Raw genomic sequence first — 25878 nt, 5'->3', positions numbered from 1 at the left:
GACTATAAGGAGTGGATAGCTATGGAAATGAGAGCATTCGGCCAGACCGGTGCCAGCTTCCCGCTGCTCAGCTTCGGCTCCCAGCGTATGGTAGACGAACACGGCTGCTCAGAAGCCGAGGCGGTCCGTATCGTCCACCGTGCACTAGAGGCAGGCATCACGTATTTCGATACGGCGCCGAGCTATTCGGACGGCCAAGCAGAAGAACGGCTCGGTCTCGCTCTGGAGGGCAAGCGCGATCAGGCCTGGATCGCGTCCAAAACTCACGACCGCACCCGCGACGGCTCCTGGCGTCTACTGGAATCCACCTTGAAGCGGCTGCGCACGGATCACATCGAGGAGTGGAGGCTTCACAATCTCGTCCATATGGACGATCTGGACCGCTGCCTCGCGCCCGGCGGCGCCCTTGAAGCGCTTGTCGAGGCCAAGGAACAGGGAGTGATCAGGGCGATCAGCGTCAGCGGTCATACTAACCCGCAGGTGCTCGTCGAGGCGATCCGGCGCTTCCCGTTCGACAGCGCTCTGGTGGCGCTCTCTGCGGCCGATCATTGGATCTACAGCTTTGCACATGAATTCCTCCCGGAGGCCACACGCAGAGGTGTAGCCGTCATCGGGATGAAGGTCATTGCGCTGGGCAAGCTGGCCCCCTGGTACGAGCAGGCGCTCCGCTACACGCTGTCCCTGCCGATCGCCACGGCGATCATCGGGATGGAAACGATGGAACAGCTGGAGAATAACTTAGCGGTCGCCGAGCGCTTCACGCCGATGAGCGAGCTGGAGCAGCTCGAATTTCTCAAGGAGATCGCCCATCTGGCAACCCCCGATGTACTGCGCTGGAAGGCCAACGACTGGATGTCCGGCGAGTGGTACGTTCGCTAGGCATCCACCTGCCGCTTTCTCTGGCTTGCACTACGCAGGAGCAGGGACGAATACTTGAGCGATGGCCGCCTCGGGCGGAGCAAACAATCCAAGAAGGCTGCCGGCCAGCAGGTTCCCCTGCAAGACGGCAGCCTTTTCGTGCTTCAGCGTACGGCAGCGGCAACTTCCCAGCTCTGCTCCAGAGCCAGAACTGCGGTCTGCGCGAACAACGCCGCAGCCGGGGCCAAGGCATCCTCGTTCAGCGTGAACTTCGGATGATGCCACTCCTCCGTGCCGCTGGTGCCTACCCAGACGAAACAGCCCGGCACCCGCTCCTGGTAATGGGCAAAATCTTCCCCTCCGGCTGAAGGGATGGCTTCCGTCACCGTCAAGCCGACCAACTCGGCAGCCTCATGCGCAATGGCGACCGCCGAAGCTGCATTGCTGACACTTGGAATGCCTGCAAACCAGCTCAGCTTGATCTCGGCGCCATACCCGGCGGCGATGCCGGATGCGATCCGCTCCAGCAGCTCGGGAATGCGTGCCCGCACTTCAGGGCGGAAGGTCCGGACCGTGCCGTCCAGCACCGCCTCATCGGGGATGACATTCCAGCTCGTGCCTGCGTGGAAGCTGCAGACGCTGAGCACCGCGGAGTCGAATGGGCTGATGCTGCGGCTGACGGCCGTCTGCAGCCCGCCGACAATAGCGCTGGCGGCGACAATCGGATCGATCGCGGCATCAGGGATGGCGGCATGCCCGCCTTTGCCGGTCACCGTGATCTTGAAGCCGTCGACGCTGGCCATCAGCGCCCCCGTCTTCAGACCAACGGTACCTACCGGAAGGTCAGGCTTGTTGTGCATCCCGAAGATAGCCTGCACGCCATCCAGCGCCCCTGCATCCAGCAGAGCCTTGGCCCCGATTCCCTTCTCCTCGCCCGGCTGGAACAGCAGGCGTACCTTGCCCCGAAGTCTCCGTCTATTGCGGTGCAGCAGCAGAGCCGCTCCAAGAATTGCCGAGGTATGGAAGTCATGCCCGCAGGCATGCATCTTGCCCGGAACCTCGGAAGCGAACGGCAGGCCCGTTTCCTCCGTGATCGGCAATGCGTCGATATCCGCCCGCAGCGCAATCGTCGGTCCCGGTTCGTCTCCCTCGATCTCAGCCAGCACACCAACCTTCAGCGAGAGTGGCAGCAGCGTAATACCCTCAGCCGTCAGCGCCTCACGGATCTTGCGCGTCGTCTCGATCTCCTGCATGGACAGCTCGGGAAAGCGGTGCAGCTCACGGCGGAAGCCAATCAGCCGTTCCCTAAGCTCTCCCGCTTCTTCCAGGAACATTTCAGATGTCATGCGGTTGATCTCCTTTAGATGACAGCTTGTTTGATGCGGTCGATTTGCCCCAGATGAACATGGACGTGATCGACGTATGCTTTAAGAAGTTCGGCAAGCGACACTGATTTTCCTCTAACATTGATGCCGGTACGGTTAAAATCGTCTGCGGCAATCCGGCGTAGCAGCAGCGCATTATAGGTCAGCAAGGCCTGATACACAGCGAAGATGTCGGCAATATCGCTCTCGTTGGCCCGCGTGCGGCTTACCCAGGGGTCTTGATCGAACGGAGGGAGCTTGGGCTCCTCCTCCGAGATGATTTGGCGGATGCGGAAGGTCGTCACAATATTATGATCTGTCAAATGGGACAAAACCTCCGTGACGCTCCATTTGTCGGGAGCCGGCTTGCGCTTCAGCTGTTCCCCGTCCAAACCTTCTACAGCGTGCTTCAATAACTGCAGTGTTCCCTCATATTGCTGCAAATCAATCGTTTGTTGCTCCTGGCTCATTGTGTAGCCTCCTCCTATTCATATGTGCAGCCCCTTGGCACTGCCTGATTCTTCGATTTAGATCACATAGCTCCAGTCAGGTGTAATGCGCTTCAGAAATTGCCGGGTGCGCTCCTCCTTCGGACGGGTGAACAGCTCTTCCGGCTCTCCCTGCTCCACGATAACGCCTCCGTCCATGAAAACGACCTGGCTCGCCACCTCGCGGGCAAAAGTCATCTCATGCGTCACGATAATCATGGTGACCCCTTCGCGTGCGATGCTGCGAATGACGGCCAATACCTCACCGACCAGTTCCGGGTCGAGCGCCGAAGTGGGTTCATCAAACAAGATCACCTCGGGATTGAGCGCGAGCGCCCGGGCGATGCCGACCCGCTGCTGCTGTCCACCGGACAACTGGCTCGGATAAGCGTCAATCTTCTCCGACAGCCCTACCTTGTCGAGTACGGCCAGGCTTCTCGCTCTGGCTTCGTCCTTCGGTACCTTCTGCGCGATGATCAAACCTTCCATCACGTTCTCCAGCACCGTTTTATGACGGAACAGATTATAATGCTGGAACACCATCGCCGTCTTGCGGCGCAGCTTGAGAATATCCCGTTTACCCGGATGCTTGCAATCCACGGCGAAATCACCGATCGTCACTTGTCCTTCTCCCGGCTTCTCCAGAAAATTAACGCATCGCAGCAGCGTCGTTTTGCCCGATCCGCTCGGCCCAAGGATAGCGACGACATCTCCCTTGTCTACGGTCAGGTTAATGCCTCGCAGCACCTCCTGCTTGCCGAATGATTTGCGAATATTGGTCAGCTTGATCATGTCAGGCGATGCCTCCTGCTTATCTAGGATAGTGGCACGCGGCCCAGTGGCCGCTGCCGATTTGTTGCCAGTCGGGCTGCTGCTCCCGGCACTTGGACGTAGCCGCCGGGCAGCGGGGATGGAACCGGCAGCCCGACGGCGGATTGGCGGGAGACGGAATCTCTCCCTGCAGCGAGATCCGCTCGCGAACCCGGCCCGGACCAGGCTGCGGGATCGAAGCGATCAGCGCCTGGGTATACGGATGGGCCGGTCGAAGGAACAGCTCCTCGCTGGGTGCAATTTCTACCAGCTTGCCGAGGTACATGACGCCAATCCGGTCGGAGATGTGACGCACGACATGGAGACCGTGGCCAATGAACAAATACGTAAGGCCGAGCCGCTGCTGCAGGTCCTGCAGCAGATTGACGATCTGTGCCTGTACAGACACGTCGAGCGCTGAGACCGCCTCATCGGCCAATATAAACTTGGGCCGCAGCGCGATCGCCCGGGCAATCCCGATCCGCTGGCGCTGCCCGCCCGAAAATTCATGAGGGTAGCGGTCATAGAGCGAAGGCGACAGCCCCACGTCCGTCAGCAGCTCCTCCACGCGCAAGCGCTTCGCCCTGCCGGTCAGCCCCTCATGTACCAGCAGCGGCTCGCCGATAATATCGCCGATTTTCCACCGTGGATTGAGCGAGCCGTACGGGTCCTGGAAAATAACCTGCATATCCCGCCTCGCGTCCCGCAGCGTCTTGCTCTTCCTGACGGACAGCTCCTGTCCCTGGAACAGCACCTGTCCTCCCGTAGCCGGCTCGAGCTGCAGCAGCATTCGTCCGAGCGTAGACTTGCCACTCCCCGATTCGCCAACCAGCCCGAATGTCTCTCCCTGCTCGATGGAGAAAGAAACATCGTCCACGGCCCGGATTGCCTTGCGTGACCGCTGCAGCAGTCCTCCCTTGAGCGCGTACATCTTGCTTAAACCCTTGACCTCGAACAATGGCAGGCGCGCTTCATGCCCCTCGACTCCATGGGAAGAACCGGACTGGGACGCTGGTTCCCCGGCAACAGGCGGGCGCAGTGAAGGATCAGCTAGAGCGTGAAGGAACAAGCGCTCCTCCACTTCGGCGTAAGCCGGCACGGGGGCGGTATTCCCTGCTCCCGTACTGCCAGAGGCGGCTTCAGAAGCTGCTGCGTGGTGCTCTGCCTGTTCCTCACCCGCAGATGCTGACCCAAGGAGAAGCACTTCCGCCGCCTCTTCCCTGGCGGCTGCCCCATATCCAGCCTCACCGGCCCCGATGTGCCAGCAGGCCACCTCCCTGCCCTCCTTTTCCTCCAAAGGAGGCACCGTGCTGGCGCAGACCTCGGTGGCATAGGGGCACCGGGGATGAAAGCGGCAGCCTGACGGCAGCGCCGACAAGCTCGGGATTGCACCCTCAATCGCATGCAGCTTGGACCCCCGGCAGGTGTCCAGCGTCGTCACGGACTGGAGCAGCCCTTGTGTGTACGGATGCAGCGGCCGCTCGAACAGCTCCCGGGCCGGGGCCTGCTCGACGATCTTGCCTGCGTACATGACTACAATGCGGTCCGCAATCTCGGAGGCTACGCCCAGATCATGCGTGATCAGCAGGATCGACATGTTATACTCGGCTTTCAGCTCCTGCAGCAGCTGGAGAATCTGCGCCTGTATCGTCACATCGAGCGCTGTCGTCGGCTCGTCGGCGATCAGCAGCTCCGGCCCGCAGGCCAGCGCCATCGCGATCATCGCCCGCTGCAGCATGCCTCCCGACAATTCGCCGGGATACTGCTTCATCCGCAGCTCAGGCTCCGGGATCCCTACCCGTCTCAGCAAGCCGATCGCATGGCTGGAGGCTTGGGACTTCCCTTGTCGCGTATGGCGGACGATGACGTCGACGATCTGGCTGCCTATGGTGAATACCGGGTCGAAGGCGGCCATCGGCTCCTGGAACACCATCGACAGCTTCTTGCCCCGCAGCCTGCGCATTCGCTCCTGGGGCAAAGACGTAAGCTCGTCGTCACCGAGCCGGATCGTGCCTCCGGAAATAACGCCGTTCTCGTAATCGATCAGACGCATCACGGCTTTGGACGTAATGGTTTTACCGCTCCCCGACTCACCGACCAGACAGACCGTCTCACCCGGGTTGATGTGCAGCGATAGATCGGATATGGCGGTCAGCTTTCCTCTCTCGGTTATAAAATCGACGGTCAAATGCTCGATGTCGAGCAGCGGCTTAGCCATGCCTTGCACCTCCGGTTGTTGTTCGGCTTCCTCTTCTGTCTCGCCCGGACACGGGCGGCTCGCATCGTCTCGTTCCCACCTACCGGCTGCGCTTAGGGTCCAGAATATCCCTGAGCTGATCCCCGATCAGATTGATCGTCAGTACCAGCGTGGTAATGGCGAGCCCCGGGAACGTTGCGATCCACCAGGCTACTGTAATATATCCGCGCCCCTGCGACAGCAGCGTGCCCCAGTCCGGTATTTCCCTCAGCACGCCAAGTCCCAGAAAGCTTAGGGAGCTCGCGACGAGAATCGACGACGCGATGCCAATCGTAGCCATGACGAGCAGCGGGGACAGGGAATTGGGCAGCACATGCCGGACAAATATACGGGCGTGGGACGAACCGATCGAATGAGCCGCCGTAACGAACGGTCGCCCCTTGACTGCGAGCACCTGTCCACGCATCACGCGCGCGTAGCGCGGGACAGCGGCTATGCTGACGGAGAGCACGATATTAAACAAACTCGGTCCCAAGGCCGCTGCAATCGCCAGCGCCAGCAGGAGGCTTGGAATCGTCATCAGCACGTCGACGACCCGCATCACGGCCTTATCCACGACACCTCCGATATAGGCGGATAAGCTGCCCACCAGTCCGCCAGACAGCCCGCCGATCAGGACGGAAGCCAGCGCGATCAGCAGCGAGTCGCGGCTGCCGTGGATGACCAGACTCAGCACGTCCCGGCCGAAATAATCGGTTCCGAACCAATGCTTCGCACCTGGCGGCTGTAAAATTTCGTCTGTACGCATGTCTGTCGGCGCGTAGGGTGCGATCCACGACGGAATCAGCGCGCAGACAACGATGAATGCCACAATCAGCAGCGCGGCATAAAAAAATCCGTCGGACACCGGGAGCCGCCTCAGGCCCAGTCTAAGCGGAAAGAAAGCGAAGCGGCGTCTCCCCGTCCACGCATTTTCCGCTGCGATCGATTGTTTCATCGGAAATGTCTCCTCCTCCAAGCTTTTCGTAGAAAAGCTGCTTCGTAAGCATATGCTTAGCTTTCCGTAGGAAAGCCGACTTCGAAAGCATACGCTTAGCTTTCCGTAGGAAAGCTGCTTCGTAAGCTCTAACGTTCAACCAGCCTCTCCGGTCGTCAGATCGATCGTCTTACTCTCGGATCAATGGCCGAATACGAAATATCGACCAGCAGATTGATGCAGACATAGGCCATGGCGGTGAACAGCACGACTCCCTGCACAACCGGGATGTCCTTGGACAGAATGGCTGTAGCAAGCAGCCGCCCGATGCCCTGCCTGGAGAATACGGTCTCCACGACGACAGCTCCGGCCATCAGCTCGCCGATCTGAATCCCGATCATCGTGATTGCAGGAATGAGCGCATTGCGGAGCGCGTGGCGGTACATCACCGTACGCTCAGGCAACCCCTTGGAGCGCAGCGTCCCGATAAACTGCTCGCTCATAACCTCGAGCATGCTGTTTCGCACCATTCTGACGATATAGCCCGCCCCGACTGTGCCCAGCGCAATTGCAGGCAGTACGAGTGTCTGCCAGCCCTCCGACCCTACGGATGGAAAAACCCGGAAGTGTACCGAGAAGATGAGAATCAGCAGGATGCCGGACCAGAAAGTCGGCATCGAGATGCCGAACAGACTGATCAGCCGTGCGGCAACATCCACGATGCCGCCCCGGTGGATCGCCGACAGCACGCCAAGCACGATCCCGATCACGACCGCAATGACCGTGCTGGCAAGCGTCAGGATAGCCGTAGACGGAAACTGCGACAAAATCTTCGGCAGCACCGGGTCATCCCCGACTAGCGACTTGCCGAAATCTCCGCGCAGCATATCCTTCATATACTGCAGAAACTGAACGCCGATCGGCTGATCCAAGCCAAGCTGGTGACGCAAATTCTCGACCGCCTCCGGCGTCGTTGGTGCCCCTGACAGCATCAGGAGCACCGGATCGCCGGGCAGCAGATACAGGATAAAAAATACGAGGACCAAGGCGCCGACAAGCACCATCGCCGAGGATAACAACCGTTGGACTATGACGCCTGCCATGCCCCACCCGCTCCTTCTCCGTCTTATTTCTTCAAGCTTACGTCATAGAATAGCGGATAGCCGAGCGAGTCGAACTTCAAGCCCTGAACCGCCTTCGTCGTAGCTACCGTGTAGGGGAATACATAGACCGGGAAGCCATAGGCATTCTCCACCACGTAAGCCTGCACCTTCTTGTAGACCTCTGCACGCTTCGCCGGGTCTTGCTCCTTCAAGCCTTCCTCCAGCCATTGGTCGAGCTGCGGATCAGACTTGCGGGTGTGATTATGACCCCATTTCTCCGGCGTCGGAATGGCATTGGTATGGAAGAAGCTCCGCAGAATATCCGGGTCGCCCGATACGTTGCTGACGCCGTAAATATCATTGGTTCCCTTGACCATAACGGCCGGGGTCGAATCCGCCAACGTCTCCACATCAACCTGAATGCCGACCTGCTTGAGCTGCTGCTGGATCATCGCGGCAATATCATGCCGCTTCTCGCGGTTCGGCGAGTTATCAATATAGTGCAGCGTCAGCTTCTTGCCATCCTTCACCCGGATCCCGTCGGCTCCCTTGATCCATCCGAGGTCTTCCAGCAATTGATTGGCCTTGGCCGTATCCGGCTTAACCGTGTTCTCTAACGAGGCGTTGTAGCCGAGCATCGCCGGCGTCAGCGGCGACCATGCGCGCTGGTAGGTGCCGAGATACAAGGTCTTGACGATGGCATCGATATTGATGGCCTGCTGAACTGCCTTGCGGGCGTTCAGTTGGTTCCACGGCTCATGCGTCTGATTCAGCATCAGCGTATACGGGATGCCCGTAGCCTCCGCCTGCAGCAGCTTGACGTTTGGATCGTCCTTCAGAGAGACGATATTTTGCGGAGGAACCGTCTCGGCGGCCGATACTTGAGCGCTCTGCACGCTGCCGATCCGCGTTGCCTCCTCTGGAATGATTTTAAAAATCAGCTTATCGACATAGGCCGGACCCTTATTATCCGCCAGCAGCGGACCCCACTTGTAATCCGGATTGCGCTCCAGCGTGATCGCTGAATTTTCCGTCCAGCTCACGAACTTGAAGGCGCCGGTCCCGACCGGATTTTTGACGAGCTGATCCTTGTACTTCTCCCCAGCGGCCGGCGATACAATCCCCAGGAACGCCTGACCCAGACTGCTCAGAAACGCCGCATACGGCGATTTCAGGTTAACCTTGACGGTAAACTCATCGACAACCTCCGACGATTCATAAGGCCCCAGCAAGGTAATGGCGAACTTGGACTTGGTCGCCGGGTTGACGATCCGGTCGAAGTTATACTTGACCGCCGCCGCATTGAACGGCGTACCATCATGGAACTTCACATCATTGCGCAGCTTGAACGTATAGCTTTTGCCATCCGGCGACACCGTCCATTCCGTCGCCAGCCACGGCTTGATCGACTTATCCGGCAGTTGCACGACCAGACTGTCGTAGATGGCCCGCATCACGCGATATTCCACGGCTGCCGGCACGACGTTCGGGTCCAGACCCGACGGGGAGCCGGCCAGAGCAAATGTGAATTCTCCACCCTGGACAGGCGTTCCGGCAGCAGGCGGGGCATTGGTGCCGGATGCCGCAGGCGGCTTCGCATCCCCTCCGCATCCTGCAACGAATACAGACAGGGCAACCGCGAGCGCAGATACTTGCAAGAGCCTTTTTCTCATGAATCTTCTCTCCATTTCGTGTAACGTTAAAAGTTGTCCCTGCATGTGGGGAATGCTCCGGACTGCGGCTTGCGCGGTTGACCCCCCGCCTTCTGCCTCGGTCTGCTAGCCTTGTCGCGCTGCGGAGGCCGCCGCTTCGACTTCTGCCCGTCCGGCATGCTGCTCTGCTGCCTCTGCCTCCTGACGAGCCTTCGTATACCGGTTCACAGGCTTGCTCAAGCCCAGATTCCCGCGGAGCGTATCGGCTTCATACTCCGTACGATAAATGCCCCGTTCCTGCAGGATCGGTACGACCAGCTCGACGAAGTCATCCAACGCGTGTGGAACACTGGAATGAATGATGAAGCCGTCAGCCGCTTCTTCCTCGAACCACCGCTGCACCTGATCGGCAACCTCTTCAGCAGACCCCAGGAAACCGCTTCGCGGTGAAGCTGTCTGCAGCGCAACCTGACGCAGCGTAAGTCCCTGTTCCTTAGCTTTTTGCTTGATTTTGTCCGTACCGCTGCGGAAGCTGTTCGATCCGATATCCCCAAGCTCGGGAAACGGAGCATCCAGCTCGTATACCGAGAAATCATGATGGTCGAAAAAGCGGCCTAAATATTTAAGCGCTGTCTCCGGGCTGATCAGATCCGTAATCTCCTTGTACTTGCGTTCCGCTTCCTCCCGGGTGCGTCCGACGATCGGATCGATGCCTGGGAAAATCAGCAGCTCGTCGGCAGAACGTCCGTACAATGCCGCCCTCTGCTTCACGTCACGGTAGAAGCTCTTAGCCTCCTCGATCGTCTCGTGACCGGTAAAGACAGCATCCGCAGTCTTAGCAGCCAGCGTCCGCCCGCTGTCCGAGGAGCCTGCCTGGAAGACGACCGGCTGCCCCTGACGGGAACGCGCAATATTCAGCGGCCCCTGTACGGCGAAGTTCTCGCCCTTGTGGTTCAGCTTGTGCAGCTTGGCTGGGTCGAAGAAGACGCCTGACTCCTTGTCGCGGACAAAAGCATCGTCCTCCCAGGAATCCCACAGCCCCTTGGCTACCTCCAGATATTCTTCGGCAATCCGGTACCTCTGGCCATGTGTAGGATGGTCTTTTTTGCTGAAATTCAGCGCCGAGCCCTCAAGCGGCGAAGTCACCACATTCCATCCGGCCCGGCCTCCGCTGATATGATCCAGCGAAGCGAATTGTCTGGAGACCGTAAACGGCTCGCTGTAGGAGGTCGATAAGGTCCCAACGAGACCGATCCGGGAGGTCACGGCTGCCAGTGCAGACAAAATAGTGATAGGCTCGAAGCGGTTCAGAAAGTGAGGAATCGATTTTTCATTGATAAACAAGCCATCCGCGATGAATACCAGATCGAACTTACCTGTCTCCGCGATCAAGGCTTGCTGCTTGTAATACTCGATATTGATGCTGGCATCGGACAAAATATCGGGATGCCGCCAGGTCGACATGCTGCTGCCTACTCCATGAATGATAGCGCCAAGCCTAAGCTTCCGTGATTGTGTCAATGACTCCACCCATCTTTCTTTTGAATATGCTGTGATCCCGGACTTCTCCGGCGGGACAAACGATCCGTTACACCTTCTGTGCGGCGAATGCCTCCTGCAGCAGCTCGAAGCCACGGCGGCGGTCCGCAAATTTCTCGACCGGGGCTGTAAGCACCAGCTCCTGCAGCCCGTACCGCTCCGTCAGCTCGATGAGCTGATCGCGTACCGTATCGCTTGAGCCATGAATGACCTTTGCTTCCTTCACTTCGATGGTGAACTTCTCATCCGTCTGTCTGCCGAATTCCTCCGCATGCTCCAGTGTCTTCACCGTAATCGTCCGTCCGCTTTCCAGATGAATTTTGACGCTCTTCACGTCGGAAGCCAGTCTCTTCGCCTCCTCATCCGTCTCGGCGACGACCACCGAGGCAGCCAAAATCGCATGCGGGGCAGACAGTCCGCCCTCACTCGGGCGGAATTGCTCGCGGTAAGTGCGCAGCACCTGTCCGGCAACCTCCTCGTCGCCGTTGATAAACAGGGCGAATACATAAGGGATACCGAGCTCGGCCGCCAATTCGGCACTGGAGCTGCTGGCTCCCAGCAGGAACAGATCTGCTGGGGTTTCAATCTGCGGCGTAGCGCGGACACTATACAGCGGATGCTCTTCTGGGAGCGAGCCGGTCAGATGCTGCTGCAGCTCGACGAGCTTTTCCCCCAGCGTGCGCGCAGGTGTCCCCGGCTGTGTCTGCTGAAGCGCCCGGGTCGAACGGGGCAATCCTCCCGGCGCCCGGCCAATGCCCAGATCGACGCGGCCCGGAGCCAGGGCGGCCAACACATTAAAGTTTTCTACCACCTTATAGGGGCTGTAATGCTGCAGCATCACCCCGCCGGAACCGATCCGGATGCGCTCGGTTTTGGCTAGCAGATGGGAGATCAGCACCTCTGGCGACGAACCCGCAACCTCCTGCGTATCGTGATGCTCCGATACCCAGAAGCGGTGGTAGCCAAGCTCCTCGGCCCGCTTGGCCAGCTCCACCGTATGACGGAATGCCTCAACGGCCGTTTCCTGCTTGCCGATCACCGTTTGATCCAATATGCTCAGCTTCAGCCCCATATCCCCACTCCTCAACTTATTCAAAATTCAAATTTTACCTATAAATTTTGTCGGTTTTAAATCATGCCACTACTCTATCACCACGTCTGTAGGCTCACAAGGTTAAATTAGCATTTTCTATATATCGATAGAACTCTTCTATTCAAGCCCATATCTTTCCTACGCACGTGCGGCCATCTCGGTCGGATAGGCCTTCAGATCAAGCTCCAGGCAGAGCTCCATGAAACGGTCCCGCAGGCCGGTGCCCTCACCCTTCCGTGTGACAACCTCCGTTCCCAATGACAACCCGGACAGCGACGGAATATCGATCGGAATAAGTCTTCCTTCCCGCATCTCCTCGCGTGCGCACAGCTCAGGCAAGAAGCTGATCCCCGTTCCACGCAGCACCAGCTTCTTGGCCGTCTCCAGGTTATCGATATGCATCGCGATGCTAGGAGGATGATCCAATGCTTCGAACAGCCGATGAATTTTCATCCAATCGAGTGAGCCGCACTCGAAGAATACGAGCGGCTGTCGGCCCACTTCTTCTACCGTCACTCCGCTGCGCGACGCGAACGGATGACCGGCATAGACGAACAGCCGGATCGGATCTTCATACAGACGCACCGCATCGATATCGGGATGGGAGATGCTCCGCACCAGCCCGACGTCAATCTCCTTAGCCAGCAGCTTCTCTAGGATCGCCTCACTGGAAGCAGTCTCCAGCTTCACTGGAACCTCGCGGTACTTGCGTCTGAACGCAGGCAGCAGCTCCGGCAATATATACGTGGACGCAGACACGGTGCAGCCCAGACGAAGCTCGTCGGGCACGGCATTCATCTGGCGAAGCTGCTGCTTGCCCTTCTTGTACGATTGCAGAATTTGACGGGCATAAGGCAAGAATTGCTTACCCTTCTCCGTCAGACTGAAGTGCCGGCCTTCCCGCTGAAACAGCTTGGCACCAAGCTCCCGCTCCAGCGACTGAATGCGGGCCGATACCGACGGCTGGGACAGGAATAACGCATCCGCTGCTTTGTGAAAGCTGTTATAATGAATGACGTAGACAAAAGCCTCCATATTCTCGATATTCAGCCTCGTTCCCCCTCTCTGCATCCTAAGCAATAAACAAAAAGAGACGCTTCGCTCCCGCACGCAAACCTTCCGTTCGCATACAGGCCGAAGCGTCTCCGGTCGTTCCGGTCGACGGCATTTCTTAAGAATTGGCGATCAGTGATTCCTGTTCCTTGACATTCTTGCGGATCTCGCGAATCCAGTCCGTGACAGCAAGCTCTAGACGATCCTGCAGCTCCTCAGACAGCTCGAAGCCTCCTCCGTCCAGTCTGGTGATCTGGGCATCCTGTGCGTAAACTCCTGCCCGGATATGCTGGGCTCCCAGTGCGGACAGCACAGGCTTCAATGCATAATCGATCGCGAGCAGATGAGCGATCGTACCTCCGAGCGCCAGCGGCAGCACGATTTTGCGATCAAGCCCTTTCTGCGGGATCAGATCGAGGAATGTTTTCAAAACACCTGTATAGGAAGCCTTGTAGATCGGAGTCGCGACGACTACGGCATCCGCTTCGGCCACAATCCGGTTGGCTTCGATGATCGACGAACTGTCGAACCGGGTATAAATCAGATCCTCAGGAGGCAGCAAACGGACCTGAATCTCATTGTATTCCCAGCCCTCTCCCTCCACCAGCGCACGCACGGCATGCAGCAGTCCGTTCAGCCGGGACGTTTCCGTCGGGCTCCCTGAAATAACCGCGATCTTTGCCATAGCAATCTTATCCCCTCTCTAAGTCGTTTTTATAATCCGATAATTCCACTCGGTTAAATGGAAGTATAAATGGATATCGGAATAGATGTCAACACATTTTTCTGATTTTTCCAAAATGACCTTATTTCCGCAGCTATGCCCCTCGACTAGCCCATGATCAGCTCCAGCCACTCTTCTTCCGTCACCGGTCCGAAATAAGCCTGAAGATCCGATTGGCGGATCACTTCCGCTACCGCCTGCGTCTCGAAGCGAATGCCAAGCAGCCGATCCATAAACTCGGATGCATCGCGCTGGCCGAAGAAATCTCCGAACACGGTCGCCTCCCGAATCACGCCCTCTTCCACTAGCAGCCGGATGTCGAAGGTTCCGGCCGTCAGCCGCTTCGTATGCTGGACATTGAAGGCAGGGGACAACCCGTAATTCCATTCCCAGGTGCGGTATCTCGTATCCGCCAGCTCTCGTACTGCCGTCCAATCCTCCTCTGTCAGCTCATATCGGCTTGCCGCTTCTCCAGCAAAAATGGAGTCCAGCAGATGCGACTTGAACTGTTCCATGCTGATTGGTTCAGCGAGAAATTCCTTAATATTGGCGACCCGGCTGCGGACGGACTTGACGCCCTTGGACTTCATTTTCTCCGGGTTCACATTCAAGGCCGAGGCCACATTCTCCATCTGCGAGTCGAACAGCAGCGTCCCGTGGGTAAACATGCGTCCGCGGGTAGCGAACTGGGCATTGCCGGAAATCTTGCGCTCGCCGACCTGAATGTCATTGCGTCCGGTCAGTTCTGCCTCTACGCCTAACTTATGAAGAGCTGCAATCACCGGTTCGGTAAATTTGCGGTAATTATGAAACGACGCCCCGTCATCGCGGGTAATAAAGCTGAAATTCAAGTTGCCGTGGTCATGGTACACCGCACCTCCACCGGACAGGCGGCGAACGACATGAATGCCGTTACGCTCCACATAATCTCGGTTGATTTCCTCAGCGGTGTTCTGATTTTTCCCGATAATGATCGACGGCTCATTGACATAGAACAGCAGGTAATCATGCTCGGCAGGCAGACGGCGCAGCGCGTACTCCTCCAGCGCCAGATTCAGAGACGGGTCGTGAATATTGCGGTTATCGATAAACAGCATGGCAGTTGGCTCCTTGTATCTCGTAATCGTCTAGGCTGAAATCGCGCAGACGGCTCCTCTCTATTTTACCATGAAACCTTCCCAATTCCGAAAAACGAATATTATGCTATAATGATGAAAGTTGTCGAATACCGACCGATCACATGGGGTGGAGGAAACAGAGAGATGAGCATCCATAAAGCACTGACCATAGCAGGCTCCGATACAAGCGGAGGAGCAGGCATCCAAGCAGACCTGAAGACGTTCCAGGAACGGGACGTTTACGGCATGACCGTCCTAACGACGATCGTGACCATGGACCCAGACAACGGCTGGTCGCACGGCGTCCACCCGATCCCTCTGGCTACCATTGCCGAGCAGCTTCATACGGTGCTGGACGGCATCGGCGTCGAAGCGCTCAAGACCGGCATGCTCGGCTCCGTCGAGCTAATCGAGCTGGTGGCGGAGACGATTCGCAGCCGCAAGCTGCCGAACGTCGTCGTCGACCCTGTCATGATCTGCAAGGGCAATGACGAGGCGCTGCATCCGGAGACCGGAATTGCCATGCGCGAGCTGCTGCTGCCGGTGACAGACATCGTCACGCCGAATCTGTTCGAGGCGGCCCAGCTCGCCGGAACCGCTCCGATCGCGACACTGGACGACATGAAGGAAGCCGCTGCGCGTATTCATGAAGCCGGAGTTCGTTACGTGCTGATCAAGGGCGGCGCCAAGCTCGACTATCCGACGGCCGTGGACCTGCTGTATGACGGACGCAGCTACGAGCTGTTCGAGGAAGCAAAGCTCGCTACCGGCTACACGCATGGCGCAGGCTGCACCTACTCAGCAGCAATCGCAGCCGAGCTGGCCAAGGGCGCAAGCATCCTGGATGCTGTGCGCACCGCCAAAGCCTTTATTACCAAAGCGATTCAGTACGGCTTCCCGATTAATCAATACGTCGGACCGACCCTGCATTCCGCTTATCGGCATCACGCTTAATGATTCCAAGAAACACCCGGAAGCTTCCGGGTGTTTTGCTGTCTTAATGATCTTCTTTCACTTGTAGCCCGCAAAGCTTTTGCTCTCGTTACGAATAACCGATATACTTACCTCAAGGTTACTTGCTTCAACGGTACATGTATTTTGGCGTTTTAAATCCTAATTTTTCTTGAAAGGGAAGATGAGCGATGACCGTATCCGAATCGAAATCCCTGGCTGCCGCTGCCGGTATTCCCAATCCATATATGCCGCAGGAACCTCTGCATATCGAATGTTCTATCGAGAAAGCGCTCGATGTCATCGGCGGCAAATGGGCCTTTCTCGTGCTGAAGGAGCTGTTCTGCGGGAAAATGCGTTTCGGGGAGCTGCAGCGCAAGCTCGTGTCGATCAGCCCCAAATCCTTGTCCGACACCTTGCGCCATCTGGAGGAGCACGGCGTCCTCGAACGGACAGCCTACGCGACCGTACCGGTTACGGTGGAGTACAAGCTTACGCCCAAGGGCGAGGATCTTCACCAGATTCTTAAGGAAATGAAGCTATGGGCGGCCAAGTGGTATGACCTGCAGAAGAAGCATAATGATATAGACTAAAAGCAGGCCTGCCACCGAATGTTTGGGACAGACCTGGCATACCTATGTATAGATGCACATGTAGGACAGGCTGATCCGCCCATCGTCCTATCTTATTCATAGCAGGGGGTTCTATGTCCCTGATCAAGGAGGCCCTACCCATGACCGCACCAACTCGAGATATCGTCCAGTATTATGTTGTCAATAGCGAGCTCGGCATGTCGCCCGGCAAAATCGCCGCCCAGGTCGCCCATGCGGCCACGACGATGACGCTGCACTGTCTGCTCAACGACAAGTCCTCGCATGCGACCTTCCAGGCTTGGCTGAACGCCGGACAGAAGAAAATCGTGCTGCGCGGCACCGAAGCCGAGCTGCTCCGTCTTAGTGAAAGCGGCTACCTCTCCATCCGTGACGCTGGACATACGGAGATCCCGAGCGGGTCGCTCACCGTCGTCGTCCTCCCCCCTGCAGACAAGGAGGAAATCCGCAGCGTCGTGGGCGGGTTTAAGCTAATGTGAGGAGCAGCGCGCCTCGGAACATCATATAGTCAAAAAAAGCCTCTGGAATGAATCCAGAGGCTTTTTAGTATGGCTATTTTTTTCAAGACCTTATTCAACATCATAACAGAACGTAAAGAAACAGTCTATATTTTTTGTTGGAATTATTATACAGTAGGGTTGCCGGCAATAAAAGAAGAAATGGAGTGCTGTTCCTTGAAATTTTATTGTCACCTCGATCCTGCTCACCTACAGGAATATATGGAGAAGGTCTTTGGTACAAGTTATTTAGTTGCTGATATTACGAAGATGCATGGTGGTGCACAAAAGGCAGTCTACAAAATAGACTGCACGAATGGATTTTCCTGCGTTTTGTATGTTTGGGACATGACCATGAATTATTTTCAAGAAGAAATAACAAATAATCATCTACATGCACAATCCTTCGGTAGTGATTTATTTGAATTAAATAACAAATATTTAATTGAACATTCCATTCGAACTCCTGCTCTTTATGATTTGAATAAGGAAAGAATTCGTTACTCCTTTGATTATGCTCTCGTTGAATATGTGGCAGGACAGACGGCTGAAGCTTATTTCACTCATTCCGATTCTCGGGTTAAAGATAACGTGTTTCAACAATTGGGGGAAATGATCACTGGCATGCATGCCAACGAAAGATCAATCTACGGGAAACCACATCATAGCGGGAATAACACGGAGCCATGCCATCTCTTACAATTGGAACATGCAAAAATACAATTATCTTATGCCTCTGAATATATGGACGGAATCAGAGAAAATCAAACTAAGCTGCTGGATACCTTGCTCGAACTTGAATCTAGCATAAAACCTAGAAGCCGCTATGGATTTATACATGGGGAATTAGGTCCTAACCATGTGTTGGTCACTCCTGCGTTAGAACCCTATCTAATCGATATAGAGGGGGCCGAGTTTTTCGATATCGAGCACGAACACAGTTTTTTAGAATTTCGTTTTGAGGAGTTCTACCGATATCTCAAGAATGATAAACTCGACCCAAACAGAATGTTATTTTATAAATTTCATCATCATATTTCATTGATCGCGGCTGGTTTAAAGCTCATTCATAGAGGATATCCAGATCAACAACTGGCGAGGAATATCGCCGATTATCATACCGTATGCGCTCTGCGGTTTGTTGAAGGTTGAATTAAGAAGTCAAAATACTAATAAATACTGACCGTTACGGTGCTAACCTATACGGTCAGTTTTTTTCTATCTATAATTCGAAATATTGTAAGGCAATTGATGATGTGATAAAATGGTAATATCAAAATTGATTAAAGTAACTAAAATCAATTATAAGGGTGCATTCAAAATGAGTACTGAAAAAATCAAAATAGGCATCTCAAATAAAGAAGGTCAGCTAGGTTTTATGTCAACAAGAGGTGGTCTTCGGAAAGGCGCTGGAAGAAAAAATATTGGCGCAACTAAAAAAGTGTCCTTAACCTTAAAGGATGAGATATGGGCAAAGATGGATGAACATTGTGCGGAACATCAATTATCCCGTTCGGAAGTTATCCGTACTATTATTGAATCCTATTATTCGTAATTTTACTTTGAGGGATAGGTGAGGTCTGTGCTAGTCCATGTAACAAAGGATTCCCTCTTACACGCTCTTCATCACGTGTTAAAGGCTGTATCGGCGAATAATTCAGCACCCATTCTAACAGGAATACATATTCAGGCTTATGCAAATGAATTAGTTTGTACGGCAAGTAACGCAAGTATGACGATTCAATCTAGGATTCCTCAGGATAACAGCTCTATGACCGTTCAAAGAACTGGTGGTATCGTAGTGCCAGCGCGGTATTTTTACGAAATTATTCGAAAGTTTAATGCTGGATTTATTTATTTTGAAACAAAGGATCATTTAATTCTCACGATCACTTCTGGAAATTCCCAGATTCGGTTATGTGGAATGAATCCTGCGGATTTCCCCTCCCTAAGTAACATTGAAGGTTCCTCTGTATTAAAACTTAAAATCAATAACGCTCTATTGAGTTCATCCATCAAACAGGTGGCTACTTCTGCTTCTACGTCCGAGACTAGACCCGTATTAACGGGGGTTTGTTTGGAGTATAGTAATGAATCACTCAAGTTCATTGCTACGGATGGAGTTCGCCTTGCGTCCCGAACTATACATATTGAAAATAAAGCCAATGCTGAGACAAATGCTATTATCCCCGGGAAAAATCTATATGAAGCAGCTAAAATATTGGACGATGAGGATCACACAACTGAAGTTGTAGTCGGCCGTAATCAAATAAGATTTACAGCCAATAACATTCAGGTACAATCCGCATTAATCGAGGGAGTTTATCCATCTATTCAAAATGTAATTCCAAAATCTTATGTATCAGAGGTAATTACTGAAACAGCTTGTTTGTTGAATGCTATTGAACGCGCAACTGTATTAGCTAGTGAAAGTGTAGTAAGGATAGTGGCAACTTCCCATAAATTAGATTTATTATCCAGGACAGCGGAAATCGGAGATGTTCAGGATGGAGTTCCTTTGAAGGAAATGAACGGCGAGGAGTTTGCTATCTCTCTCAATGGAAAGTTTCTTGTTGATATACTTCGTTGTGTGGATAGTGAGTACGTCAGATTAAGATTTACTGGCAAGGTAAGCCCATTTGTTATACAACCAAAAGATGATCCCTCATCTGCTTTATTTTTAATTACACCTATAAGAACTGCGAATTAATAATCGAAATTTGTTCAGATGTGTGAGAAGATAATCTATCACAACGTATTGAATCTTAAATACAGACTACGATGAAAGCGAGTGATTCTGGATGATCATTAACTCGTACAGAGAAAGGGTGAATGTCCAACCATAGAGGAGGTAAGCTTTTGTACAACCATTTAGAACTCATGCAAATTCAAGCTGAAGTGCTTTATGTTCATGATCAAGCTGGACGGATCACGACGATTAATGAGTCAACGCACCAGCCTGCTCCCCGACTTTTTTGGGGACAGACTGCTGCCGGCCGTATGGTAAGATTCCGCAGCGATGTACCGAATCGCTTCATCCATGACATCCTGCAATCCATGGATCAGGGTGATTCAACCGAGCAGCTTGCTAATGTTATTCAAGCGTTGGAGAAGGACCAAAAAATGAAAGGCTTATGGATAGGTCCGGCTTTTGCATTTCACGAACCGACAAGGGATTACACAGAAGCCACCTTGGTCACGGAAGACAATCAATACTGCCTGGAACCAGGTTTTCCCACTCTATTATCGGAACTAAAGTTTCGAGGACCTTGCTTTATGATTACCGAGAACAACATGGCCGTATCTGTCTGTTATAGCGCAAGAAGCAGCGATAAGGCTGCCGAGGCCGGGGTCGAGACATTGAAGGATTATCGAGGAAACGGGTATGCGATGCGCGTAGCATCCTCTTGGGCCCAAGCGATACGGCGGTCTCAGCGGATTCCTTTATATAGTACATCCTGGGATAATTATTCTTCATTGTCCATTGCCAGACGCCTCCGTCTTCACCTGTATGGAACGGATATTTCCATCTATTAAGATGTACTTCCAATGAAAAGGCCGTCCTGCAAAGGACGGCCGAGAGGCCATTCTACTTGTTCCCCTTACGTACCTTCAAAAGCTTGCCTTTTACCGTCGTATTTTTCATGATCTCCAGCACGTACGATCCCTTGCCATTCAGAATCTCAACATCGGTCACATTGTCGTAAATCGTGATGATGCCGATATCCTCGGCTGTTACTCCCTCCAGCTTGGCGATCGTACCGACAAAATCTACAGCCCTCAGCTTCTTCTTCTTGCCGCCATTGAAGTTCAGCTTCATGATCTGTTTGTTTAATTGCTCACGCTTATCGGTTTTCACCGTTCTGGCCTGCAGCTTCTGTTCGAACTCTTCTTTTCGAAGATCAACGGTTTCCTCTGAAGGAGCCTTGACTTGGGTAATCGCGAACCCGATATAGGCTTCAATATCGGCTAATCGTCTGCCATCCTTGGGGGTGACTAGCGTAATCGCTTTACCCGTCTTGCCTGCGCGTCCCGTACGGCCTGTGCGGTGCACATAGCTTTCTTTCTCCAAGGGAATATCGAAGTTAATGACATGAGTGATATTCGTGATATCGATCCCCCTGGCCGCTACATCTGTCGCGATCAAGTAGCGGAATTGCCCTCTTCTGAACGCATTCATGACCTCGAACCTATCTTCCTGCTCCATACCGCCATGTATACGATCGCATGGATAATCGAGCTCAGCCAATGCTCGGAATACAGTATCCACCTGCTCCTGCGTACGGCAGAAAATGATACAGCTGTCAGGATTCTCAGCAATGAGCAGATTGGGGAGCAATGCGAGCTTGTCCGATTCCGCCACTTGAATCAGAGAATGATCGATCGTAGCTGTCGTTACACCCGCCGCTTTGATTTCAATTTCCACCGGATTATTCATATACTGACGTGACAGTCCCTCTACATCCTCCGGAAAAGTAGCGGAGAATAACATCGTAACCCTATCTGTCGGCAGCGCCTGAATGATCGACTGAACTTGCTCGATAAAGCCCATGTTCAGCATTTCATCCGCCTCGTCAATAACGAGATAGGCCATCCGGTCTAGCGATAGCGAGCCTCGCTCGATATGGTCCAGCACACGTCCTGGCGTACCTACAACCACATGCGTTCTTTGCTTCAACTCGGCTTTCTGGATATGAAACGGAGACTTCCCATAGAGGGCCGTCGCCTTGATTCGCTTAAAGCGTCCAATATTCGTGATGTCCTCGGTCACTTGTAACGCAAGTTCACGCGTTGGTGTGAGGACTACAGCTTGGGGCTTATTCTCGTTCCAATCCACGAGCTCGCAGAGCGGAATACCGTAGGAGGCTGTTTTGCCACTCCCTGTTTGCGACTTGGCCACAAGGTCCTTCTTCTCCAGCACAACGGGAATGACTTCCGACTGAACTTCGGTCGGCGTCTCATAACCCAAGCTGCTAAGCGCTCTTACGATTTCTTCACTTAATGGGTAGTCCGTAAACTTCTTCTGACTCATATTCAACCTCTTCTGCACGATATTTGTTTTTGTATGGGCCGATCCATCAGCAAAAAATAACGAGCCTCTAGAAACGCTTCTAGGGCTCGTTTTGCCTACTCAATCATGGTTGTGGGACGTTAACCTGCCGCCCACACATCTAATTCAATTTTTAATTCAGGCAACCCCAGTCCAGAGATGTAAGCAACCGTCATCGAAGGAGGCGTAGGCCCGAATACCTGGTTCCATATTCCATAGAAATGATCCCAATTTATTTCTTCTGTCGCCCAGATGTTGATCTTCACGACATGATCGGGAGTCAAATTTTGAGAAGACAGAAGATCAACGATATTGTTCATGGTATTTGTGACTTGCTGATTAAAGTCGTCAGGGATCACGTTATTGGAATCTATGCCAATCTGGCCGGAGAATACATATAGCTCCGCGTTCCTGCTTATTTTGGTTACATGACTGTAGCTTCCAACAGGCTTGGCGATATGTTCCGGATTATATCGTTGAACGGTCGTAGGATTGGTTTTCATTGTCTGTAAGTTCTCCTTATAATGAGAACATATATATTGGAATCCAATACTATATGTTCACTGTTTTTTTAGACTAGTATCGATTTTGGACACACTTATCCCGTCGATTCGATTCTAGAAAAAAACAGCCGTAGAATACCCGATACCGGCAGACAAATGTTGGATCGATCGCTTCTTCATCAGGTATTCCTCCTTCGTTATAAGTAAACGTACCGAACTATCATAACATAAATATAAACAGAAGAAAAATGACCTTGAAACATTTCGCATGTCCGATGCGTTACCTTTAGAGATAGGGCTCGCCCCATGGAAAGCTGCAAGCTAGAGTTAAGTAAAAAAGGAGATGTCCCATGATAAACGGGTTCCTAGGTATAGGTATAAGTATGATGCTGACGGTATCTGCCACGGGCAGCTCCTCAGAACGTCTTCAAGCCCTTATCTCTCCTGTGAATGCTCAGAATTACTTTCTTGCAAACAAAGGAGTCCAAATTCATGACCCCCAAAACGCTACCGTATATATGTCTGATCTGAGCGTAGTCACAGACCATGAAACCTCGAAAGTCAGCGGAGAGCTCTTTCTCACAGCGGCCTCACCCCGTTATGTAAATGCCAACTTAGCCTTCTATGATCACCAGAACAATCTAGGAATTATATCCATTGACGATGATTACCAAAGCGGAAAGAATACATGGGAGCTACGCATGATGGGTGATCTTTCAAACTTTTCAACGGTTAGCTTACAAATCAGAGATATACATCCAGCACTTAAATCTATAGTAAAAAATCTTTATGCGGCGGCTAAGGATCAGGATCAGCTAAAAGTTGAAAGCCTAGAAGCTACAATACCGGACGAAGCGGATAAATACCTGCTCGTCGATTTTTTTAAATGGTCTGTCCCTTATGCTAAGGAGTGGCAGGAATTTCTCCTCCCCTATCTGTTAACTAAAAAAGTGGATGTGAACTGGCAAGACAAAACCAATGGATATACTGCGCTGATGTATGCCAGTTATCATTCAATTGATCTGGTTAAGCCACTAGTCGAAGCAGGAGCTGATGTTACAATCCAGGGAAACGACGGAACGACGGCATTGCTTTTAATCGCAGCCAAAAACCGGCCTGATCTTGTAAAGATGCTGTTGGATCAAGGTGCCGATCCCAACCAAATCGGAGTAAACGGATATACGCCCCTTCTGGCGGCTCTACGACCTTTGTTTGCGAAGTATACGGAAGCCACGATTACATCCGTCCACTATCTCTTGGATGCCGGGGCTAACGTGAATGTGCAGCTCCCTGACGGAACTAGCCCTCATGACCTGATCCATGGTATTCAGCTGCCGGAGATCGCTGAGCCATTAACTGCCCTTCTGAATCGATACCGGGATATCCGGTAACTTGCCTTGCCGTAAATAAGGGAATAAGGAAAGCAACCCAAGCATCGCCAGAATAAAACCGATCCATAAAGGCGACTGTAGACCGTATCCAGCATCGATGGCGAGTCCGCCGATCGAGGAGCCGACGACTACGCCAAGACTGATCACAGACCCGTGAATGGTCGTAACCAGCGTACCGGTCCCAGCAACACGGGTGATGCGGGTCGTCATTGCTGGGTTCAGGGTAACCCCCGATAGTCCAATGACAATAACGGCACATACAGAGACGTACGGACTGTGTACATAGATGCCAAACAGAACCAGTGCGGCTGCCAGGACAGCTAATCCTATCGTTAGGATGGGCATCATATACCGATCGGCAAGCCGGCCGGTCACGATGTTCCCTATGACGGTGGCTACTCCGTATATCCCTAATAGAAGAGGAACCGTTGCGGCATCGAAGCCAGAGAGGTCGGTCAAGATTGGCGAGAAATAACTGAATGCGGCAAATGTCGCACCGATAATCAGCAGACTGCTGGCATACGCAGCCCAAAGGTTTAGCTTTTTAAAGGCTGCCAGCTCGCTCCGCAGACTAACGGGCTGCGACTTGGCTGAAGAGGGAATAACTTTCAAACCTAATAGTCCAGAGAGAAGCACCAGCACGACAATGGCCCAGAAGCTGGAGCGCCATCCGAGGAATTGGTCGAACAGCATCGCTGCCGGCAGACCAAGAGCGGTAGCAACCATCAAACCGCCAAGAACGATCGAAGCAGCCCGCCCGCGGTGTTGAGGGCTGACCAAGTCAAAACTAATCCCAAGTGAGATGCCAAAGCAGGCTGCGGAGGAAACACCGGTAATGATCCTAGCGGCCATCATGATCTCATAACTATTGGCTAACGCACCAAGGGTCTGCCCGGCGAGGAAGTCGAGTGCAATGAGTAAGAAGGCTTGTTTCTTGGACAGCTTGGATAAGCCAATCGTCAACAAAGGCCCTCCCACAATCATTCCCGCGGCATATGCGGATATCAGGTAACCGATCGAAGCAATCGATACGTCGAATTCCTTCGAAAGCGAAGTCATGATTCCGGCCACCGTAAATTCTGCAGTTGTCATGGAAAAGATCATGATTCCCAGTACATAAATAGCAAATGGCATATGAAACAACCCCAATCCTTCTTCAAGATATTGTAATCATCAGTACAAAATTGACCGAAATGCATTAATTCTTTATTAATCAGTACAAAATTAGACCAAAAAAAGGGCCAGCAACGCTAAAATATAGCTGTTAACGTTGCTTCGGCCATCTGAACAGCTCTCTCGCGATTCTGCATAGCGACATTAAGTACACGGAGCCCATAATAGTTGCCCATAAATAAGCTGACCAAGTCAGGGGTTTGACGTTGCTGGGAAATCTCTCCTGATTCCTTCCCTGTGTCTATCGCTCGGTGCAGAGCTTCCTCCAGCAAATCCACGTGCTGCTTGAATAACCGTTCTACGGCCGGATCTCTCTGCGCACGCTCCAGGGCAGCATTGATGAGCAGGCAACCTCTTCGCTTCTCGTTCGAAAAGTCCTCTTCGATAGCCCAGTCCAGCAAGGCGCGCAGACGGTCTTTTATAGGCCCTAGATTCTGGAGCATCTCAACCTGGGCTTCGATACCGATTTGATGGTAACGCAGGAGGGCTTGTTCATAGAGCTCATGCTTGCTTCCGTAAGCATTGTATAAACTTCCCCTCCCCAGACCTGTGTGCTTACACAGATCTTCCGTCGAGCAAGCTTCGTAGCCATTGGTCCAGAACAATTCCATAGCCGCATCGATAACCGCTGTATCTTTAAACTCCCGGGGTCTCCCGCTTTTACTCACTTCTTTCACTCCATTCCGGTAACCCGTACTGAAGTCATCATAATACTTTTGTACTGATC

25 protein-coding genes are annotated in these 25878 nt (G+C 53.3%); 9 read left to right on the top strand and 16 right to left on the bottom strand.

Annotated features, from left to right (window positions below; genetic code table 11):
- Window positions 1-21 precede the first annotated feature (21 nt).
- Complete coding sequence (locus tag WMW72_RS15205; protein ID WP_341416352.1) at window positions 22-879, top strand: aldo/keto reductase; 858 nt, start codon at window positions 22-24, stop codon at window positions 877-879.
- 143 nt (window positions 880-1022) lie between these two features.
- Here the strand turns inward: WMW72_RS15205 and WMW72_RS15200 are convergent, their stop codons facing one another.
- From WMW72_RS15200 to lplA, 12 genes are all read right to left on the bottom strand, one after another.
- Window positions 1023-2204, bottom strand: a complete 1182-nt coding sequence (locus WMW72_RS15200; RefSeq protein WP_341416351.1) for an amidohydrolase — start codon at window positions 2202-2204, stop codon at window positions 1023-1025.
- A gap of 14 nt (window positions 2205-2218) precedes the next feature.
- Window positions 2219-2692: a DinB family protein gene (locus tag WMW72_RS15195; RefSeq protein ID WP_341416350.1), complete on the bottom strand. Its 474-nt coding sequence runs from the start codon at window positions 2690-2692 to the stop codon at window positions 2219-2221.
- A gap of 57 nt (window positions 2693-2749) precedes the next feature.
- Entirely contained in the window at window positions 2750-3502 is a 753-nt protein-coding gene (locus WMW72_RS15190) for an amino acid ABC transporter ATP-binding protein (RefSeq protein ID WP_341416349.1), read from the bottom strand.
- Between the two features lie 19 nt (window positions 3503-3521).
- Complete coding sequence (locus tag WMW72_RS15185) at window positions 3522-5738, bottom strand: dipeptide ABC transporter ATP-binding protein (RefSeq protein WP_341416348.1); 2217 nt, start codon at window positions 5736-5738, stop codon at window positions 3522-3524.
- Window positions 5739-5817: 79 nt separating this feature from the next.
- Window positions 5818-6714, bottom strand: a complete 897-nt coding sequence (locus tag WMW72_RS15180) for an ABC transporter permease (protein WP_341416347.1) — start codon at window positions 6712-6714, stop codon at window positions 5818-5820.
- A 155-nt stretch (window positions 6715-6869) separates the two neighbouring features.
- Window positions 6870-7796, bottom strand: a complete 927-nt coding sequence (locus WMW72_RS15175) for an ABC transporter permease (RefSeq protein ID WP_341416346.1) — start codon at window positions 7794-7796, stop codon at window positions 6870-6872.
- A 23-nt stretch (window positions 7797-7819) separates the two neighbouring features.
- Window positions 7820-9469, bottom strand: coding sequence for an ABC transporter substrate-binding protein (locus WMW72_RS15170; RefSeq protein ID WP_341416345.1), 1650 nt, complete (start codon window positions 9467-9469; stop codon window positions 7820-7822).
- Window positions 9470-9574: 105 nt separating this feature from the next.
- Window positions 9575-10969, bottom strand: a complete 1395-nt coding sequence (locus WMW72_RS15165; protein WP_341416344.1) for an LLM class flavin-dependent oxidoreductase — start codon at window positions 10967-10969, stop codon at window positions 9575-9577.
- Window positions 10970-11036: 67 nt separating this feature from the next.
- Window positions 11037-12059, bottom strand: a complete 1023-nt coding sequence (locus WMW72_RS15160) for an LLM class flavin-dependent oxidoreductase (RefSeq protein WP_341416343.1) — start codon at window positions 12057-12059, stop codon at window positions 11037-11039.
- 159 nt (window positions 12060-12218) lie between these two features.
- A complete protein-coding gene (locus WMW72_RS15155; RefSeq protein ID WP_423227554.1) occupies window positions 12219-13130 on the bottom strand; it encodes a LysR family transcriptional regulator in 912 nt (303 codons plus the stop codon).
- A gap of 121 nt (window positions 13131-13251) precedes the next feature.
- A complete protein-coding gene (ssuE, locus tag WMW72_RS15150) occupies window positions 13252-13818 on the bottom strand; it encodes an NADPH-dependent FMN reductase (protein ID WP_341416340.1) in 567 nt (188 codons plus the stop codon).
- Between the two features lie 146 nt (window positions 13819-13964).
- Entirely contained in the window at window positions 13965-14954 is a 990-nt protein-coding gene (gene lplA / locus WMW72_RS15145; protein ID WP_341416339.1) for a lipoate--protein ligase, read from the bottom strand.
- Between the two features lie 165 nt (window positions 14955-15119).
- Between lplA and pdxK the strand changes: the two genes are divergently transcribed.
- From pdxK to WMW72_RS15110, 7 genes are all read left to right on the top strand, one after another.
- A complete protein-coding gene (pdxK, locus tag WMW72_RS15140) occupies window positions 15120-15929 on the top strand; it encodes a pyridoxine/pyridoxal/pyridoxamine kinase (protein ID WP_341416338.1) in 810 nt (269 codons plus the stop codon).
- Between the two features lie 188 nt (window positions 15930-16117).
- The gene (locus tag WMW72_RS15135) at window positions 16118-16519 is read left to right on the top strand and encodes a winged helix-turn-helix transcriptional regulator (RefSeq protein WP_341416337.1); all 402 of its coding nucleotides are present in this window, start codon (window positions 16118-16120) and stop codon (window positions 16517-16519) included.
- Between the two features lie 140 nt (window positions 16520-16659).
- Window positions 16660-17016 carry an aminoacyl-tRNA hydrolase gene (locus tag WMW72_RS15130; RefSeq protein WP_341416336.1) on the top strand — a complete coding sequence of 119 codons (357 nt, stop codon included), beginning with the start codon at window positions 16660-16662 and terminating at the stop codon, window positions 17014-17016.
- A gap of 240 nt (window positions 17017-17256) precedes the next feature.
- A complete protein-coding gene (locus WMW72_RS15125; RefSeq protein ID WP_341416520.1) occupies window positions 17257-18186 on the top strand; it encodes a phosphotransferase in 930 nt (309 codons plus the stop codon).
- A 169-nt stretch (window positions 18187-18355) separates the two neighbouring features.
- Window positions 18356-18589 carry a ribbon-helix-helix protein, CopG family gene (locus tag WMW72_RS15120; protein ID WP_341416335.1) on the top strand — a complete coding sequence of 78 codons (234 nt, stop codon included), beginning with the start codon at window positions 18356-18358 and terminating at the stop codon, window positions 18587-18589.
- Window positions 18590-18607: 18 nt separating this feature from the next.
- Window positions 18608-19744 (top strand): DNA polymerase III subunit beta, encoded by a 1137-nt coding sequence (gene dnaN, locus WMW72_RS15115; protein WP_341416334.1) that lies wholly within the window; start codon window positions 18608-18610, stop codon window positions 19742-19744.
- Window positions 19745-19866: 122 nt separating this feature from the next.
- Complete coding sequence (locus tag WMW72_RS15110) at window positions 19867-20571, top strand: GNAT family N-acetyltransferase (RefSeq protein WP_341416333.1); 705 nt, start codon at window positions 19867-19869, stop codon at window positions 20569-20571.
- Between the two features lie 52 nt (window positions 20572-20623).
- Here the strand turns inward: WMW72_RS15110 and WMW72_RS15105 are convergent, their stop codons facing one another.
- Together WMW72_RS15105 and WMW72_RS15100 are read right to left on the bottom strand one after the other, a co-directional pair.
- A complete protein-coding gene (locus WMW72_RS15105) occupies window positions 20624-22066 on the bottom strand; it encodes a DEAD/DEAH box helicase (RefSeq protein WP_341416332.1) in 1443 nt (480 codons plus the stop codon).
- A 119-nt stretch (window positions 22067-22185) separates the two neighbouring features.
- Complete coding sequence (locus WMW72_RS15100) at window positions 22186-22587, bottom strand: RidA family protein (protein WP_341416331.1); 402 nt, start codon at window positions 22585-22587, stop codon at window positions 22186-22188.
- 383 nt (window positions 22588-22970) lie between these two features.
- On the opposite strand from WMW72_RS15100, the gene WMW72_RS15095 reads away from it, so the two are divergent.
- Window positions 22971-23978, top strand: a complete 1008-nt coding sequence (locus WMW72_RS15095; RefSeq protein WP_341416330.1) for an ankyrin repeat domain-containing protein — start codon at window positions 22971-22973, stop codon at window positions 23976-23978.
- Here WMW72_RS15095 and WMW72_RS15090 read toward each other — a convergent pair.
- Window positions 23940-25112, bottom strand: a complete 1173-nt coding sequence (locus WMW72_RS15090) for an MFS transporter (protein ID WP_341416329.1) — start codon at window positions 25110-25112, stop codon at window positions 23940-23942. The genes WMW72_RS15095 and WMW72_RS15090 overlap by 39 nt on opposite strands.
- A 116-nt stretch (window positions 25113-25228) precedes the next feature.
- Window positions 25229-25819, bottom strand: a complete 591-nt coding sequence (locus tag WMW72_RS15085; protein ID WP_341416328.1) for a TetR/AcrR family transcriptional regulator — start codon at window positions 25817-25819, stop codon at window positions 25229-25231.
- Window positions 25820-25878 lie beyond the last annotated feature (59 nt).

The organism is Paenibacillus filicis (assembly GCF_038070315.1).
Classification (GTDB): domain Bacteria; phylum Bacillota; class Bacilli; order Paenibacillales; family NBRC-103111; genus Paenibacillus_G; species Paenibacillus_G filicis.
Note: the sequence above shows the minus strand (reverse complement) of the source record. Positions and strands in the feature narration are given on the sequence as shown.